14 protein-coding genes are annotated in these 15298 nt (G+C 68.4%); 12 read left to right on the forward strand and 2 right to left on the reverse strand.

Translation table 11 applies throughout. The features are described from left to right. The 8 genes from VM780_RS11985 to dnaA all read left to right on the forward strand — a co-directional run. Positions 1 to 307 (forward strand): glycine cleavage T C-terminal barrel domain-containing protein (locus VM780_RS11985; RefSeq protein WP_325443845.1); only part of this gene is annotated, 307 nt, incomplete at its 5' end. Positions 308 to 559: 252 nt separating this feature from the next. Then, positions 560 to 2119 (forward strand): polyhydroxyalkanoate depolymerase, encoded by a 1560-nt coding sequence (gene phaZ, locus VM780_RS11990; RefSeq protein ID WP_325448772.1) that lies wholly within the window; start codon positions 560 to 562, stop codon positions 2117 to 2119. A gap of 186 nt (positions 2120 to 2305) precedes the next feature. Further along, complete coding sequence (locus VM780_RS11995; RefSeq protein WP_325447612.1) at positions 2306 to 2707, forward strand: hypothetical protein; 402 nt, start codon at positions 2306 to 2308, stop codon at positions 2705 to 2707. 52 nt (positions 2708 to 2759) lie between these two features. Beyond that, on the forward strand, positions 2760 to 3506 hold the full coding sequence (locus VM780_RS12000) for a metallophosphoesterase (RefSeq protein ID WP_325447614.1): 747 nt from the start codon (positions 2760 to 2762) through the stop codon (positions 3504 to 3506). Between the two features lie 63 nt (positions 3507 to 3569). Next, positions 3570 to 4922 (forward strand): ActS/PrrB/RegB family redox-sensitive histidine kinase, encoded by a 1353-nt coding sequence (locus tag VM780_RS12005; RefSeq protein ID WP_325447616.1) that lies wholly within the window; start codon positions 3570 to 3572, stop codon positions 4920 to 4922. Between the two features lie 119 nt (positions 4923 to 5041). Beyond that, positions 5042 to 5305, forward strand: coding sequence for a 30S ribosomal protein S20 (gene rpsT, locus VM780_RS12010; RefSeq protein ID WP_325447618.1), 264 nt, complete (start codon positions 5042 to 5044; stop codon positions 5303 to 5305). Positions 5306 to 5990: 685 nt separating this feature from the next. Further along, the gene (locus tag VM780_RS12015) at positions 5991 to 6434 is read left to right on the forward strand and encodes a rhodanese-like domain-containing protein (protein ID WP_325447620.1); all 444 of its coding nucleotides are present in this window, start codon (positions 5991 to 5993) and stop codon (positions 6432 to 6434) included. A gap of 60 nt (positions 6435 to 6494) precedes the next feature. After that, on the forward strand, positions 6495 to 7964 hold the full coding sequence (gene dnaA, locus VM780_RS12020) for a chromosomal replication initiator protein DnaA (RefSeq protein WP_325447622.1): 1470 nt from the start codon (positions 6495 to 6497) through the stop codon (positions 7962 to 7964). Positions 7965 to 7976: 12 nt separating this feature from the next. On the opposite strand, the gene VM780_RS12025 is transcribed toward dnaA, so the two are convergent. Further along, entirely contained in the window at positions 7977 to 8765 is a 789-nt protein-coding gene (locus VM780_RS12025; RefSeq protein ID WP_325447624.1) for a mechanosensitive ion channel family protein, read from the reverse strand. A gap of 259 nt (positions 8766 to 9024) precedes the next feature. Here VM780_RS12025 and dnaN point away from each other — a divergent pair, with 259 nt between their 5' ends. From dnaN to gyrB, 3 genes are all read left to right on the forward strand, one after another. Further along, a complete protein-coding gene (gene dnaN, locus VM780_RS12030) occupies positions 9025 to 10143 on the forward strand; it encodes a DNA polymerase III subunit beta (protein ID WP_325447626.1) in 1119 nt (372 codons plus the stop codon). After that, positions 10140 to 11318 (forward strand): DNA replication/repair protein RecF, encoded by a 1179-nt coding sequence (recF, locus tag VM780_RS12035; protein WP_325447628.1) that lies wholly within the window; start codon positions 10140 to 10142, stop codon positions 11316 to 11318. Before dnaN ends, recF begins: the two co-directional genes overlap by 4 nt. 245 nt (positions 11319 to 11563) lie before the next feature. After that, the gene (gene gyrB, locus VM780_RS12040; protein WP_325447630.1) at positions 11564 to 13993 is read left to right on the forward strand and encodes a DNA topoisomerase (ATP-hydrolyzing) subunit B; all 2430 of its coding nucleotides are present in this window, start codon (positions 11564 to 11566) and stop codon (positions 13991 to 13993) included. A gap of 21 nt (positions 13994 to 14014) precedes the next feature. Here the strand turns inward: gyrB and VM780_RS12045 are convergent, their stop codons facing one another. Further along, a complete protein-coding gene (locus VM780_RS12045) occupies positions 14015 to 14263 on the reverse strand; it encodes a hypothetical protein (RefSeq protein WP_325447632.1) in 249 nt (82 codons plus the stop codon). Positions 14264 to 14429: 166 nt separating this feature from the next. Here VM780_RS12045 and VM780_RS12050 point away from each other — a divergent pair, with 166 nt between their 5' ends. Next, positions 14430 to 15272, forward strand: a complete 843-nt coding sequence (locus tag VM780_RS12050) for a universal stress protein (RefSeq protein WP_325447634.1) — start codon at positions 14430 to 14432, stop codon at positions 15270 to 15272. Positions 15273 to 15298: the final 26 nt, after the last annotated feature.

Below are 15298 nucleotides of genomic sequence, written 5' to 3' on the forward strand. Positions count from 1 at the left end.
GCTCGAGCGCCGCAGGAACGAGATCCGCGCCGCCAATGTCGGGCTCGAATTCGACGCCCATGAGGCGATCGCGCCGGGCGCCAAGATCGTCAAGGACGGCCAAGAGATCGGCACGGTCAACTCGACCACCTACAGCCGCTATCTGATGAAGTCGATCGGCCTCGGCAGCGTGCCCCCGCAATTCGCCGCGATCGGCACCGCCCTCGAGGTCGAGACCCCCGACGGCCCCGTCGCCGCCGCCGTCGTCCGAACCCCGTTCTACGACCCACACCGCCTCAGAACCCACCCCCTCGAAGAACGCGCCTGAAAACGCGCGCTCAATCGGCTCGAAGGGCGCGTCGCAAGGCGCGCCCTTTTTTCATGCGCGCGCCAACGGTCTGCGCAAGAAGGATGACGACCAAGGCGGCATTGACGTCAGGCCCCGAAGGGAGAATCGTTCGGCTCTATTGCGGCGCAGCATCGAAAGGACCCGTCGATGCCTCGAGACAGGAAAATGACCGGGATCGGCGAGTTCGGCGGCGCGCCAGCGACGTCCGACTGGGGCGGCTCCGCGACCACGATGCCGCTCTACTGGCTGTTCGAGGCCGCCCAGGCCTCGCTCGGACCGGCGCGCGCCCTCGCCGACGCCGGCAAGCTCTACTTCAAGAACCCGGTCAACCCGCTCTCGCACACCGACTGGGGCCGCAAGGTCGGGGCGATGTGCGAAGTCTTCGAGCGCGCCACGCGGCGCTACGGCAAGCCTGAATTCGGGGTCGCCTCCACGCTGGTTCACGGCGAGCGCGTGCCGGTCACCGAGGAGATCGTCTGGAGCCGGCCTTTCTGCAACCTCGTCCATTTCCAGCGCGGCCTGCCCGAAGGGCGGCGCAAGCAGCCCAAGCTGCTGATCGTGGCGCCGATGTCCGGCCACTACGCGACGCTGCTGCGCGGCACGGTCGAGGCGATGCTGCCGGACCACGACGTCTACATCACCGACTGGACCGACGCCCGCCTCGTGCCGCTCAGCGACGGCCCGTTCGATCTCGACGACTACATCGACTACCTGATCTCGATCTTCCACTTCCTGAACGGCGAGGCCCACGTCATGGCGGTCTGCCAGCCGGCGGTGCCGGTGCTGGCCGCCGTCGCCCGCATGGAAGCCGAGGAGGATCCCTTCACGCCGCGATCGATGGTGCTGATGGGCGGTCCGATCGACACGCGCGAGAACCCCACGGCCGTCAACGAGGTCGCCATCGAGCGCGGCACCGAGTGGTTCCAGCGCAACGTCGTCACCATGGTGCCGTGGCCGCACCCCGGCGCGATGCGGCAGGTCTATCCAGGCTTCCTGCAGCTCACCGGCTTCGTCAGCATGAATCTCGACAGGCACGTGTCCGCGCATCACGAGTTCTTCAAGCACCTGATCGACGGCGACGGCGATTCCGCGGAGAAGCACCGTGAATTCTACGACGAATATCTGGCCGTGATGGACCTGGCGGCCGAGTTCTACCTGCAGACGGTGGACACGGTGTTCGTGCGCCAGGCGCTGCCGAAGGGCGCCATGACCCATCGGGGCAAGCCGGTCGACTGCTCGAAGATCACACGCTGCGCGCTCATGACGGTCGAGGGCGAGCGCGACGACATCTCCGGAGTCGGGCAGACCAAGGCGGCGCACAAGCTCTGCACCCGCCTGTCGGACGACAAGCGCGCCCATTACCTGCAGGATCGCGTCGGTCACTATGGCGTGTTCAACGGCTCGCGCTTCCGGGCCGAGATCGCGCCGCGCATCCGCGACTTCATCAGTTCGCACGAGCCGAGGACGCAGCGGCCCGCGCCCGCGGCCCGTCCTGCCGGGCAGGCCGCCGTCTCCTCAGTCGACGAGCTTCCGGCGGTGGAGCCTCTGGTGCGCACGCGCGACGCCCGCGCGACGGCGCAGTCGCGGCGGCCCTCTGACGACCTCACGCAGATCGTCGGGGTGGGGCCGCGCATCCAGGAACTGCTCAACGAGGCCGGCATCTTTCACTTCTGGCAGCTCTCGCGGCTGTCCCCGGACGAGATCGCCGAGTTGGAGCAGCGGATCACGCCGCGCGGCCGGATCACGCGCGACAAGTGGATCGAGCAGGCGGAGAGGCTGTCACGTCCTTGAGACCCGTTCCAGGAGAGGTCCTGGCGCTCGCAAGGAGGTCGACCGCACGACTGAGCGCACTAAGTGGGCTCATAAGCGAAGAACGTTGTTTCTAAGCCCTTTCTAAGAGCGCGGCTTGTCTCCATATTGCCGCCGCGCCGCGAAGTAATTCAGGGCGCAACGTTCTTATTATTAAAGGAGATCTCCATGAGCTACCGCATCGCCGCCGCGTTCGCCGCCGCCGTCATGTTCGCCGCCGCGCCCGCCGCCGCGGCCACCTCGGGAGCGGATGCGCTCAAGAGCATCAACAAGGACAGCGACGACACCCTCGAGATCGCCGAGGTGATCGATGCGGGCGTCAAGACGTTCCAGGCCATCAATCCCGACGGCGACACGACGCTCGAAAGCGGCGAGACCAAGGGGCGCATCACCGAAAAGGAATGGGCGCGGTTCAACGCCGACGGCGATCAGACCCTCGAGATGGACGAATGGCTGAAGATCCTGCGCGTGCACTTCAAGCGGGCCGACGCCGACAAGGACGGCAAGCTGACGGCCGCAGAGCTCGACTCCAAGGCTGGCCAGCGGGTCATCCTCATGATCATGAAGTGATCCGGCGCAGGTCGCTCATCCCGGTCCGCGCCTCGGCGCGGACCCTCGCTGCGTGACCGCGCTGATCCGCCGCGGCGACTGGACCGCGGCGATCCGATCGCTCGCCGATCGCCAGGCCGTGGCGGCGATCGGCGACGTCCACGGCCAGGACGATCTGTTCGCGGCCCTGCTCGACGCCCTGCTGCCGGACCTCCAGGCGGCGCAGGACGCGAGCCTCATCCAACTGGGCGATCTGGTCGATCGTGGCCCCGGCTCGGTCGCCGCGCTGCGGCGAGCCAAGGCGGGCGTTCCCGGCGTCACATGCGTGACGCTCATGGGGAACCATGAGGATCGGATGCTGAGCGCCATCCTCACCGAGGATCTCCACGAGAAGGCGATGTGGCTCGAGTTCGGGGGCGGCGAGACGCTAGCGGAGGTCGGCGTCGCAGACGACCGGCCCGACTGGCGGCAGGCTTTTGCCGGCGCGCTCGGGCGCGACGCCATCGACTGGCTGACGCAGCTCCCGCAACTGCACCGGATCGGAAATCTGGCGTTCGTCCATGCCGGGCTCGACCCAGCTGTTCCGCTCTCGCAGCAGTCCCCCCGCACCCTGATGTGGACGCGGCGGCCCTGGCTTGAGAGCCGCGGCCCCTATGACGATGGTGTGGCGGTGATCCACGGCCACACGCCGCAGCCGAACGTCGACCTGTCGCACCCGCACCGCATCAATCTCGACACCGGCGCCTTCCACAGCGGCGTGCTGTCGGCGCTTCTGATCGTCGGGGACCGCATGCGCGTCGTCCAGGCGATACGGCCATAGGCGCTTGTCGCGCCAGGCAAAGCCGGCCATGACGGCCGTCTTCAAGCTCGGAAGGCGGATCTCTTGGACTTCGATCGTCCCCCGGAAAACCTCATCACGGAACATCACCTCCGGCTCGACACGCTGATCCGTCTGCGTTGGCTCGCCGTCGCGGGCCAGAGCTGCGCGGTGTTCGCGGTCCACATGGCGCTCGGTTTTCCGCTGCCGCTCGCCGCCTGCCTTGCCGTGATCGCGTGTTCGGGCGGGCTGAACGTCGCCCTGCGGCTGCGTTACCCGATCACCTACCGGCTGGAAGGCCCGGCGGCGGGCCTTCTGCTGGCTTATGACCTGCTGCAGCTCGCCGCGCTGCTGTTCCTGACGGGCGGACTCGAGAACCCGTTCTGCGTTCTGTTCCTCGCGCCCGTGATGATCTCCGCCACCGCGCTCACTCCCCGAACGACAGCGGCCCTCGGCGCGCTGGTCGTGGGGCTCGCGAGCCTGCTCGCCTTCGTGCACCTGCCCCTGCCCTGGCCGTCGCCGCACGCGGTCGAGCTGCCGTTCCTCTATTTGCTCGGGCAGTGGGTCGCGCTCATGCTGGCGCTGGTGTTCATCGGCGTCTACGCATGGCGGGTCGCCGAGGAGGCGCGCGAGCTCAGTCAGGCGCTTGCGGCGACCGAGCTCGTCCTCGCCCGCGAGCAGCACCTCTCCGCCCTCGATGGCCTGGCGGCGGCCGCCGCCCACGAGCTTGGCACGCCGCTCGCCACGATCGCGCTCGTCGCGAAGGAGCTGGAGCGCGCCCTGACGCCGGGGCCGCATGACGACGACATGAAGCTGCTGCGCGAGCAGGTCGCCCGCTGCCGCGAAATCCTCAAGACGCTGACCTCGCTCGACGAAGGCGACGCGCCGTACGAGCGGATGGCGATGCGGCACATGCTCGAGGAGATCGTCGCGCCGCATCGCAATTTCGGCGTCGTGCTCGAGGTCGCCGCGCTTGGCGATCCCGCGGCGGAGCCGTCTTGGCTGCGCAATCCGAGCGTCCTCTACGGCATTGGCAATATCGTCGAGAACGCCGTCGATTTCGCCCGCTCCCGCGTCACCGTCACGGCCCGGTGGGACGCGGAGCGGGTGGAGGTCGAGGTCGCCGACGACGGCCCGGGCTTCGCGCCGGAGATCATCGACCGACTGGGCGAGCCTTACGTCTCGAGCCGGGCCGCCGGTCGGGGCGCTCCGGTGGAAGCCGGCGGTCTCGGGCTCGGCTTCTTCATCGCCAAGACGCTTCTCGAGCGCTCGGGCGCCCAGCTGAAGCTCAGGAACGCGCCGCCGCCGCTGACCGGCGCGCGGATCCGCATCACCTGGCCGCGCGCCCGCTTCGCGGCTCCGCCGCCCGAAGGCGCCGCCCAGGCGCCCCTATTCTCTCTCCGCGCCGCCGCAACCTGAGCGTTGACGCGACAGGCCGCTCTTGCTAGGTGACGCGCTCCCGCGGCCGCCCGGAAGGCGGCTGCTCTTCTGTTGCCCGGCGCGGCCCGCCAACGCCGCCTCACAAGGATTTCCGATTTATGGCCAACACGCCGTCGGCCAAGAAGGCCGTCCGCAAGATCGCCGCACGCACGGCGATCAACGGCGCGCGCAAGAGCCGCGTCCGCACTTTCCTTCGCAAGGTCGAGGAGGCGATCGCCGCCGGTCGGGCGGAAGACGCCAAGGCGGCGCTGGCGGTCGCAGAGCCGGAGTTGATGCGCGCGGCCCAGAAGGGCGTGTTCCACAAGAACACGGCGTCCCGGAAGGTGTCTCGCCTGTCGGCGCGAGTGCGCGCGCTCGCCTGATCGCCGCTGCCGTTTGCAGTCAGAAGCCCGGCCTCGGCCGGGCTTTTTGCGTTCTGGCATGCACGACACGCAGGCGCTGGAACGCGATCCGGCCGCAGAATCCGGCTTGACTCCAAAAAAGCTCGGAATCGCCGTCATGACGAGTCTGCGTCACTTTTGCGGACAGAAAAAAATCATCTATCTCAGAGGCTTAGCGCGTAGACGCGGAGACGGACCGGGAATCCGGACAGGGGGCCATGGAGCCCGACTTCGGGGCCGAAGATTCTTCCTGGCGGGCCGGTTCTTGGAGCGGCGTTTGGGGCCCACGCAAATTCGCTGGCTATGCAGGGTTTTGCACCGCCGGCCCACATCGCGTTCCCGGATTGGAACGCCGCGAATCCGCCTCCCGACGCGATTCGTTTACGATGCCCCATTGCATCCCGATCAGCCTCTCGGGTATCTTCCGGGTCAATGGGGGCCGACGAGATGATCGTTGATAATAAAGCGATATTCTGCAGTCGTTCTCGTTAAAGATCCCGAGTTCCACAAGTTTTGACCTCGCCTCTTGGGGCGGGGCATGGTTCATCGCGTCGCGCGCTGAGCGGATTACGTTGGCGTAGAGATGCGCTTCGGCGCGCGCGTTCGTTCTCCAGTGGGCTAGTCACGAATGTGGGGCGCCGGATCTGCATCCGGCGATGGAATTTCTATGCCAGATCATCAGACGCCGTATGCCGGGGACGTCGCGCCGAAGGAGGCTTGGGAGACGCTCGCGAGCGAGCCCGCCGCCGCCCTGGTCGACGTGCGCACGAGCGCCGAATGGTCCTTCGTCGGGCTGCCGGACCTCTCGCCTCTGGCGAAACGGCCGCTGCTGCGCGAGTGGCAGAGCTACCCCTCGATGCATGTCGACGGCGGCTTCGCCGACGACGTCGCTGCAGCGCTCAGCCAGGCGGGCGCCGGGCCGGATACGCCTGTCTTCTTCCTCTGTCGCAGCGGAGCCCGCAGTCAGGCCGCCGCGGCCGCTCTGGCGGCGAGAGGCTGGACGCAGTGCTTCAACGTCGTCGGAGGTTTCGAAGGACCGCTCGACGGCAGCCGACACAGGGGCGCGACCGCCGGCTGGAAGGCCGACGGTCTGCCCTGGGTCCAGTCCTGACGCCGCGTTCAAGCCACCAATCTCGCCTTCAAACGTCGCACGTCTCGGAGGGATTTTTTGATGCCCAGCTCGCAGCTCGCAGCCCAATCGAGAAGCCTGGCCGCGCACGAGCTCGACGATGGATCGGAGCATGACGCCCTGTGGTCGGCCGTAAGCCGCCGGCTGCGCGCGGAATATGGCGAGGATGTCTACACGAGCTGGTTCGTGCGCCTCGTGCTTGATCGGATCGACGGCGAAGTCGCTCACCTGACCGTTCCAACCCGCTTTCTGAAGTCGTGGATCCAGTCCCACTATTCGGAGCGGATCGCGGCCGTGTTCGCCGAGGAGCATTCCGACGTGCGCCGCGTCTCGATCGGCGTCAGGGTCGCGGCGCCCAAGCTTGCGGCCGGCGCGCGCGACGTGGTCGTGGCGCCCGTTCCGGAGCCGGTCGACATCCGTCCCGCCTCTCTGGTCTCGCAGCTTCCGCGCCCGGACGCCGCCGCGCGGATCGGCGGTTCGCCGCTCGATCGGCGATTGACCTTCGACACGTTCCTGACTGGCCGCTCCAACGCCATGGCCTATGCGGCGGCGCGCCAGATCGCCGACGCCCGACCGGGAGATCCGGTGACGTTCAACCCGCTGGTCATCCATGCCGCCGTGGGCCTCGGGAAGACGCATCTGCTGCAGGCGACCGCCCATGCCGCCGAGGCGACCGGCCGGCGCGTGACCTATCTGACGGCCGAGAAGTTCATGTTCGACTTCGTGGCGTCGCTCCGCGCGCAGACTGCGCTCGCCTTCAAGGAACGGCTCCGCGCGATCGACCTGCTCATCATCGACGACCTGCAGTTCCTGCAAGGCAAGACGGTCCAGCAGGAGTTCGGCCACACGCTGAACTCCCTGCTCGACGGACGCCAGCAGGTGATCGTGGCGGCCGACCGGGCGCCGTCCGAACTGGAGGGCGTCGACGAGCGGCTGCGGTCACGGCTCGCGGGCGGACTGACGCTCGAAATGGGAGCTCTCGACGAGGAGCTTCGCGCCAAGATCCTCAAGACCCGCGTTGCGGCCGCCAAGGCCGCCCACCCCCGGTTCGACGCGCCAGACGAGGTCATCGCCTATGTGGCGCGGGTGGTCACCGCGAACGGCCGCGACCTCGACGGGGCGGTGAACCGCCTGCTGGCGCACAACACCCTGACGGGCGCGCCGATCACCGTGGAAATGGCCGAAACCGCGCTGCGCGACCTGGTGCGTCAGGTCGAGCCCAAGCGGGTCAAGATCGAGGAAATCCAGCGCATCGTGGCCCGCCACTATCAGGTGAGCCGCGCCGACATTCTGTCGTCGCGGCGGACCCAGACCGTGGTGCGGCCCCGTCAGGTTGCGATGTATCTGGCCAAGCAGCTGACGTTGCGCTCGCTGCCCGAAATCGGGCGCCGGTTTGGAGGCCGCGATCACACCACCGTGCTTCACGCGGTGCGCAAGATCGACGATCTGGTGAAGAACAACTCGGCGCTGTCCGACGAGGTCGAGCTGCTGAAGCGGATGCTGCTCGAATAGGGCTGCGGCGGATTACTCCGCCGCCTGGGCCGGCTGCTCGTGAGCCTTGGCGCGCTCCGTCACGAACCTGCCGAGCTCATACCGAAGCACCGTCGTGTCGGCTGCTTTCGTCCAGACCTTGACGCTGAGCTCGATCGGGTCGCCATAGCCGACCTTCTTGACCTCCGGGGGCGGGTTGTTGAGGGCGTGCGGGTTCTCCGTCAGGAAGGCCTGCACGTCGCGGACCGTCGCGTCGGCGTCGCCATTGCGCGCAGTCACCTTGGTCTCGACGAAGCGGTTCGGATATTTGGAGAAATTCGTCATCGCGTTGCCCCAGACCGAGCCGTTGGGGATCAGCACCTGCACGTTGTCCGCCGTGGCGATCTCGGTGAAGAACAGGGTGAGGTCGCGCACCTCGCCGTTCTTGCCCGCCACTTCGATGTGGTCGCCCACCCGGAGCGGCCGGAACAGCAGCAGCATCACCCCGGCCGCCATGTTCGACAGCGTGCCCTGCAGGGCGAGGCCGATCGCCAGAGACGCCGCGCCCAGCACGGCGATCAGGCTCGTGGCCTGGATGCCGACGACCTGCAGGATGGCGACCAGCGCCACCGCCAGAACGGCGTAGCGCACCAGGCTCGACAGGAAGCCTGCGACGGTCACGTCCATATGCCTGGTCGCGAGCAGCAGCCGATGGGCGGCGCGCTCAGCCGCGCCGGCGAGCCAAATCCCGACAATGGCCAGCAGAACGGCGCCGAGGATGTTCGTTCCGTAGCGGATGGCCAGGCTGGTCATCACCGCGAGATCGAACGGGATCTCAGGCATGGTGGCTCTCCTTGTGGCTCATGGCGTCCCTCGCCCCCAACGCAGAACGATCGAGAGGGTTCGCCGAAAGTCACGGGGTATCCCGGAACCGCTGACGGGCAGACCGCCCACTGAAGGCTTTCGCCGGTCGGCGGAACGGCTTGTCGAGTGCGGCCGCCTCATGCAATGTCGCGCCCCCCGCGGAGCCTCTGTCCGCGGGACGGCCGGATCGTGCGGCGGGCGGCCGACCTTCGATGCTCCTACGGAGAGCGGGACGAAAATGCGAGCGACCCTCGAGCGAGCGGCCCTCCTGAAGGCTCTCGCCCACGTCCACCGCGTCGTCGAACGGCGCAACACGATTCCGATTCTCGCCAACGTCCTGCTGCGCGCGGGCGACGGCGGACTGAAGCTGCAGGCGACCGATCTCGATCTCGAGATCGTCGAGACGACGCCGGCGGAGGTCACGCAAGCCGGGGCCACGACGGTGCCGGCGCACACCTTCTATGACATCGTCCGCAAGCTGCCGGACGGCTCGCAGGTCTCGCTCGAGATGGGCGGAGAGCGCGGCACGCTGGTGATCCGCGCCGGCCGCTCCCGGTTCACGCTGCAGACGCTGCCGGACAGCGACTTCCCCGATCTCGCCGCTGGCGAGCTGCCGGTGCGCTTCCAGATCGCCTCGGCCGATCTGCGCCGCCTGATCGACAAGACCCAATTCGCGATCTCGAACGAAGAGACGCGGTACTACCTGAACGGCATCTATCTGCATGTCGTCGAGCAGGGCGGCGTCAGCCTGCTGCGCGCCGTCGCGACCGACGGGCACCGGCTCGCCCGCGTCGAGATGCCGGCGCCGGCGGGCGCCAAGGGAATGCCGGGCGTCATCGTGCCGCGAAAGACGGTCGCCGAGGTCCAGCGTCTGCTGGAAGACCCTGAGGGCGAGGCGACGGTGGAGCTTTCCGCGACCAAGATCCGCGTCTCGCTCGGCAATGTGGTGCTGACCTCGAAGCTGATCGACGGCACCTTCCCGGACTACAACCGGGTGATCCCGACCGGCAACGACAAGCGCCTCACGGTCGACAGGGCCGAGTTCTCGAGCGCGGTCGACCGCGTCTCGACGATCTCGTCCGAGCGCGGCCGCGCCGTGAAGCTGTCGCTCGCCGACGGGCGGCTGGTGCTCACGGTCACGAATCCGGATTCGGGCAACGCCACCGAGGAGATCGAGGTCGACTACGATTCCGACCCGCTCGATATCGGCTTCAATTCCCGCTATCTGCTCGACATCGCCGGTCAGCTCGAGGGCGACACCGCGCTGATCCGGCTCGCGGACCCGGGCTCGCCTACGCTTGTTCAGGACCGCGACGACGCGCCCGCGCTCTACGTCCTGATGCCGATGAGGGTGTGACTGCGGGCGGAGGCGGCCGCCGGCCGCCCCGAGGCGAGGCGTCCCGCGTCGCGGTCACGCGCCTGCGGCTGACGAATTTCCGCTCCTATGCGGCGCTCGACCTCGCCTGCGGCGAGCGCTCGGTCGCGCTCGTCGGCCCGAACGGCGCGGGCAAGACCAACATTCTGGAGGCCATCTCGCTGCTCGCGCCGGGGCGCGGCCTGCGGCGCGCGCCTTACGCGGAGCTGGCCCGGACGCCCGGCGACGGCTCCTGGACGATCGTCGCGGATCTGATCGGCCTCGCCGGCGAAGCGCGGCTGGGCGCGGGCATGGACCCCGGACAGGAGACCGGCCGGCGCTGCCGAATCGACGGCGCCCCTGTGGCGTCGGCGGGCGCGTTCGCCCAGCACCTTCGTCTCGTCTGGCTGACGCCGGACATGGACGGGCTGTTCAGGGGGGCGGCCGGAGATCGCCGCCGGTTCCTCGACCGGCTCGTTGTGGCCGCCGACCCCGAGCATGCGGCGCGGGCGTCGGGACTTGAGAAGGCGCTCCGCTCGCGCAACCGGCTCCTTGAGGATGAGCGCGCCGACCCGCGCTGGCTCGACGCGGTGGAGCGCGAACTCGCGGAGCTCGCCGTTGCGGTCGCGGCCGCCCGCGCGGACACGGCGCGCCGGCTCGGCGCGCTGATCGCCGAGACCGCCGATCCGGCCTCGCCTTTTCCTGCGGCCCTGATCGCCATCGAAGGCTCCCTTGAGGCCGAGCTTTCCTACGCCTCGGCGACCGCTGTCGAAGACGCCTATCGGGCGCGGCTCGCGAGCACGCGACGTCGCGACCGGGCGGCCGGTCGCACGCTGGAAGGCCCCCATCTGAGCGATCTTCTGGTGCGGCACGCCGCCAAGGACATGCCGGCGGCGCTGTGCTCCACCGGCGAGCAGAAGGCGCTGCTGATCGGGCTGGTGCTCGCGCACGCGCGGCTGATCGCGCGGCTCGACGGGTCTCCTCCCGTAACGCTGCTCGACGAGGTGGCCGCCCATCTCGACCCGCTGCGGCGCGAGGCGCTCTATGGCGCGCTCGACGCCCTCGGGGCGCAGGCGTGGATCACCGCCGCCGATCCGGCGGCCTTCGCCGAGCTCGGCGGTCGCGCCCGACTGTTCACGGTTTCGGACGGCGTCGCGGTCGAGACGCCGCGAGGCTGATCGGCTTTTTGCGAAGCGCCAATCGGGGCCATGGCGTTTACGCGAAAACGCACTATATCTCAGTAACTTGGATTCCGGCCCCGCGGCGCGATCCGGACCTCCTTCGGCATCCTCCGAAACTCGCTTTCCGCGGTGTTTCAGGCTACCAATGGGGCCTTCGGAATCCCTTGATTCCTCCCCGCTCGCACGGTCGTTCCCAATCGCCGACGACTGCAGTCGCGAGCCTCGCTGATCGAGAGCTTTTAATGACCGACATGACCCCGAACGGCGCCGAGGACTACGGCGCGGACTCGATCCGCGTGCTGAAGGGTCTCGACGCCGTCCGCAAGCGCCCGGGCATGTATATCGGCGACACCGACGACGGGTCGGGCCTGCACCACATGGTCTATGAGGTCGTCGACAACGCCATCGACGAGGCCCTCGCCGGCTGGGCCACCGAGGTCACCGTCACGCTCAATCCGGACGGCTCCTGCACCGTCACCGACAACGGACGCGGCATTCCGGTCGACATCCATTCCGAAGAAGGCGTTTCGGCCGCCGAGGTCATCATGACCCAGCTGCACGCCGGCGGGAAATTCGACCAGAACTCCTACAAGGTCTCGGGCGGCCTCCACGGCGTCGGCGTGTCCGTCGTGAACGCGCTGTCGACCAAGCTGACGCTGCGCGTCTGGCGCAACGACAAGGCGCACGAAATGTCGTTCACGCACGGCGTCGCCGATGGCCCGCTGCAGGTCACCGGCCCGGCGAACGGCAAGCGCGGCACCGAGGTGACGTTCTCGCCCAGCTTCGAGACCTTCACGGGCGTGACCGATTTCGACTACGCCACGCTCGAGCACCGGCTGCGCGAGCTCGCCTTCCTGAACTCCGGGGTCCGGATCGTCCTGACCGACGCCCGCGGCGTCGAGCCCAAGCGCGAAGAGCTGTTCTATGAGGGCGGCGTCGAGGCGTTCGTCCGCTATCTCGATCGCGCCAAGCAGCCCTTGATCTCCGCGCCCATCGTGCTGCGCGCCGAGAAGGACGGCATCGGCGTCGAGGTCGCGATGTGGTGGAACGACAGCTACCACGAGAACGTGCTGGCCTTCACCAACAACATCCCCCAGCGCGATGGCGGCACCCATCTCGCCGGCTTCCGCGCGGCGCTGACGCGGCAGATCAACGGTTATGCGGACAGCTCCGGCGTCGCCAAGAAGGAGAAGGTCTCGCTGACCGGCGACGACGCGCGCGAAGGCCTGACCTGCGTGCTCTCGGTCAAAGTCCCGGACCCGAAGTTCTCGTCTCAGACCAAGGACAAGCTGGTCTCCTCGGAAGTTCGCCCGGCGGTAGAAAACCTCGTCAACGAGGCGCTGAACCGGTGGCTCGAGGAGCACCCCGCCGACGCCAAGACGGTGGTCCAGAAGGTCGTGGAAGCGGCGGCGGCGCGTGAAGCGGCCCGCAAGGCGCGCGAGCTCACCCGCCGCAAGGGGGCGCTCGACATCGCCTCGTTGCCCGGCAAACTCGCCGACTGCCAGGAGCGCGATCCCGCGAAGGCCGAGCTTTTCATCGTCGAGGGCGACTCGGCCGGCGGCTCCGCCAAGCAGGGCCGCGCGCGCGAATTCCAGGCGGTGCTGCCGCTGCGCGGCAAGATCCTCAACGTCGAGCGCGCCCGCTTCGACCGCATGCTCGGCAGCCAGGAGATCGGCACGCTGATCACCGCGCTCGGCACCGGCATCGGGCGCGACGAGTTCAATCCCGACAAGCTGCGCTACCACAAGATCATCATCATGACGGACGCCGACGTCGACGGCAGCCACATCCGCACGCTGCTGCTGACGTTCTTCTACCGCCAGATGCCGGACCTGCTGGAGCGCGGGCACGTCTACATCGCGCAGCCGCCGCTCTACAAAGTCGTGCGCGGCAAGTCGGAGCAGTACCTAAAGGACGAGCGCGCGCTCGAGGATTACCTGATCGATCAAGGCCTCGACGGCGTCACCCTGAAGCTCGCCAGCGGCGAGGCGCGCTCGGGGCTGGATCTCCGGTCGGTGGTCGAGACCGCCCGTCAGGTGCGCTCCATCCTGGGCGGCCTGCATTCCCGTTACCGCCGCTCCGTCGTCGAGCAGGCCGCAATCGCCGGGGCGCTGACGGCCGACGTGCTGCGCGACGAGGAAAAGGCGAAGGCCGCGGCGGAGTATATCGCCCGCCGCCTGGACCTGCTTTCCGAGGAAACCGAGCGCGGCTGGGAGGGGACGGCGAGCGAAGAAGGCTTCACCTTCACCCGCACGGTGCGCGGCGTCCGTGAGGCGGCGACCATCGACGCCGCCTTCATCGCCAGCGCCGACGCCCGCAAGCTCGACGAGCGCGCAGCGCATCTCCAGGAAATCTACGGCCGGACGCCGCATCTGCTGCGCAAGGACGACGTCTCGCCTGTCCACGGCCCCACCGGGCTGGTCGACGGCGTGCTCGCCGCGGGCCGGAAGGGCATCTCGCAGCTGCAGCGCTACAAGGGGCTGGGCGAGATGAACCCAGACCAGCTGTGGGAGACGACGCTCGACGTCAACGCCCGCACGCTGCTGCAGGTGAAGGTCAAGGAGGTCGACGAGGCCGACGACATCTTCACCAAGCTGATGGGCGACATCGTGGAGCCGCGCCGCGAGTTCATCCAGCAGAACGCGCTGACGGTCGCCAATCTGGACGTCTGAACGGAACGCTCGCCACGCCTGTCAGGCTGCGGCGGCGACGCGCGACATCGCCCTCGGCCGCGCCGCATCGCGCCAGCTGACGGACGGCGCAGGCATGTCGAGCGAAGGAGCGCCGACCGAGCGAGGCAGCACGTAGCCGCGCAGGCGGACGAGGCAATCGCCGCAGGCGTTGTCGTAGATGGGAATCGCCGCAAGGGCGAGTTCAGCCGCTGCGATGTCGTCGCGCGAGCGGTTGGCGATCTGCGTTCCTGCGCCTGCGTAATGTGTCATAGGAACCCCCCTGCTTCGGACAGGAAGCATGCAGGTCTCCGCCCGCTGTCCGCCTTGATCTGGGTCAGAAGCGCGGACGCAGGCGCTCGTCGGCTGGATTGATCAAGGTCAATGAGGTCTTGGCCGCGGACGATGAGAGTGCCCTCCACCGCAGGAGGGATCAGCCATGCCGCATCAACTCGACGTCAAGAACGTCCTCGTCGTCACTCACGAGGAGGGAGACGGCGGCCGCTCCTTCGCCTTGAGCTATGGCCTGTCGCTCGCCCGAGCCGCGGGCGCCCATGTGACCGTCCAGGCCGGCACGGTGAGACTCGACCTGCCGAGCGCTCACGGCTCGGCGGTGGTGGCCGGCATGGTGGCGGCCGAGAACCGTCGCCTGCGGGAGCTGGCCGAGCGCGTCGCCGAGCAGTCCCGCGCGGACTCGGCGATGGCGGGCGTCATCTGCGACACCGACGCCTCCCAGCTCAGCTATGCGGATCTCAAGGCGCGGGCGATCGCCCAGGCGCGCGTCTCAGACCTCTCGGTCGTCGACGCCGACCCGAGCGTGGTGACGATCGACGGCGGTCTTCTCCGGGCGGTGCTGTTCGACAGCGGACGCCCGACGATCGTGGTCCCACGAGGCCATGACGAGTTCCGCTGCGAACGTGTGATCATCGCCTGGGACGGCAGCGCCGCCGCCTCGCGCGCCGTCGCCTCCGCCATGCCGTTCCTGAAGGCTGCGTCGGAGGTCGAGATCGTCTGCTATGTCGGCGAGAAGGATCTGTCGCGCAGCGCCGCCGGCGCCGACCTCGCTGTCGCCCTGGTGCGTCATGGCGTGAACGTCGCCGCCAAGGAGCTTCCCGCCGGCCGCGACGTGGCCGAGCGCCTGTGCGAGCAAGCGGGCCTCTATCACGCCGATCTGATCGTGATGGGCGCCTTCGTGCATTCGCCCTTTCACGAGTGGCTCTTCGGCGGCGTGACCCAGGCGATCCTGCGGGCAAGTCCGACGCCGGTTCTGATGGCGCGCTGACAACCGCCTCTTTCAGAAGACGCTCC

The sequence above is a fragment of the Hansschlegelia sp. genome, from assembly GCF_035538955.1.
Taxonomy (GTDB): domain Bacteria; phylum Pseudomonadota; class Alphaproteobacteria; order Rhizobiales; family Methylopilaceae; genus Methylopila.

What these genes read in the sequence shown, in the direction of transcription:
- VM780_RS12025 (WP_325447624.1), bottom strand. Translation starts at nt 8,765, where the DNA reads ATGCCTGAGATCCCGTTCGATCTCGCGGTGATGACCAGCCTGGCCATC.
- dnaA (WP_325447622.1), top strand. Translation starts at nt 6,495, where the DNA reads ATGCCCAGCTCGCAGCTCGCAGCCCAATCGAGAAGCCTGGCCGCGCAC.
- VM780_RS12045 (WP_325447632.1), bottom strand. Translation starts at nt 14,263, where the DNA reads ATGACACATTACGCAGGCGCAGGAACGCAGATCGCCAACCGCTCGCGC.
- VM780_RS12015 (WP_325447620.1), top strand. Translation starts at nt 5,991, where the DNA reads ATGCCAGATCATCAGACGCCGTATGCCGGGGACGTCGCGCCGAAGGAG.
- VM780_RS12050 (WP_325447634.1), top strand. Translation starts at nt 14,430, where the DNA reads ATGCCGCATCAACTCGACGTCAAGAACGTCCTCGTCGTCACTCACGAG.
- rpsT (WP_325447618.1), top strand. Translation starts at nt 5,042, where the DNA reads ATGGCCAACACGCCGTCGGCCAAGAAGGCCGTCCGCAAGATCGCCGCA.
- gyrB (WP_325447630.1), top strand. Translation starts at nt 11,564, where the DNA reads ATGACCGACATGACCCCGAACGGCGCCGAGGACTACGGCGCGGACTCG.
- dnaN (WP_325447626.1), top strand. Translation starts at nt 9,025, where the DNA reads ATGCGAGCGACCCTCGAGCGAGCGGCCCTCCTGAAGGCTCTCGCCCAC.
- VM780_RS11995 (WP_325447612.1), top strand. Translation starts at nt 2,306, where the DNA reads ATGAGCTACCGCATCGCCGCCGCGTTCGCCGCCGCCGTCATGTTCGCC.
- phaZ (WP_325448772.1), top strand. Translation starts at nt 560, where the DNA reads ATGCCGCTCTACTGGCTGTTCGAGGCCGCCCAGGCCTCGCTCGGACCG.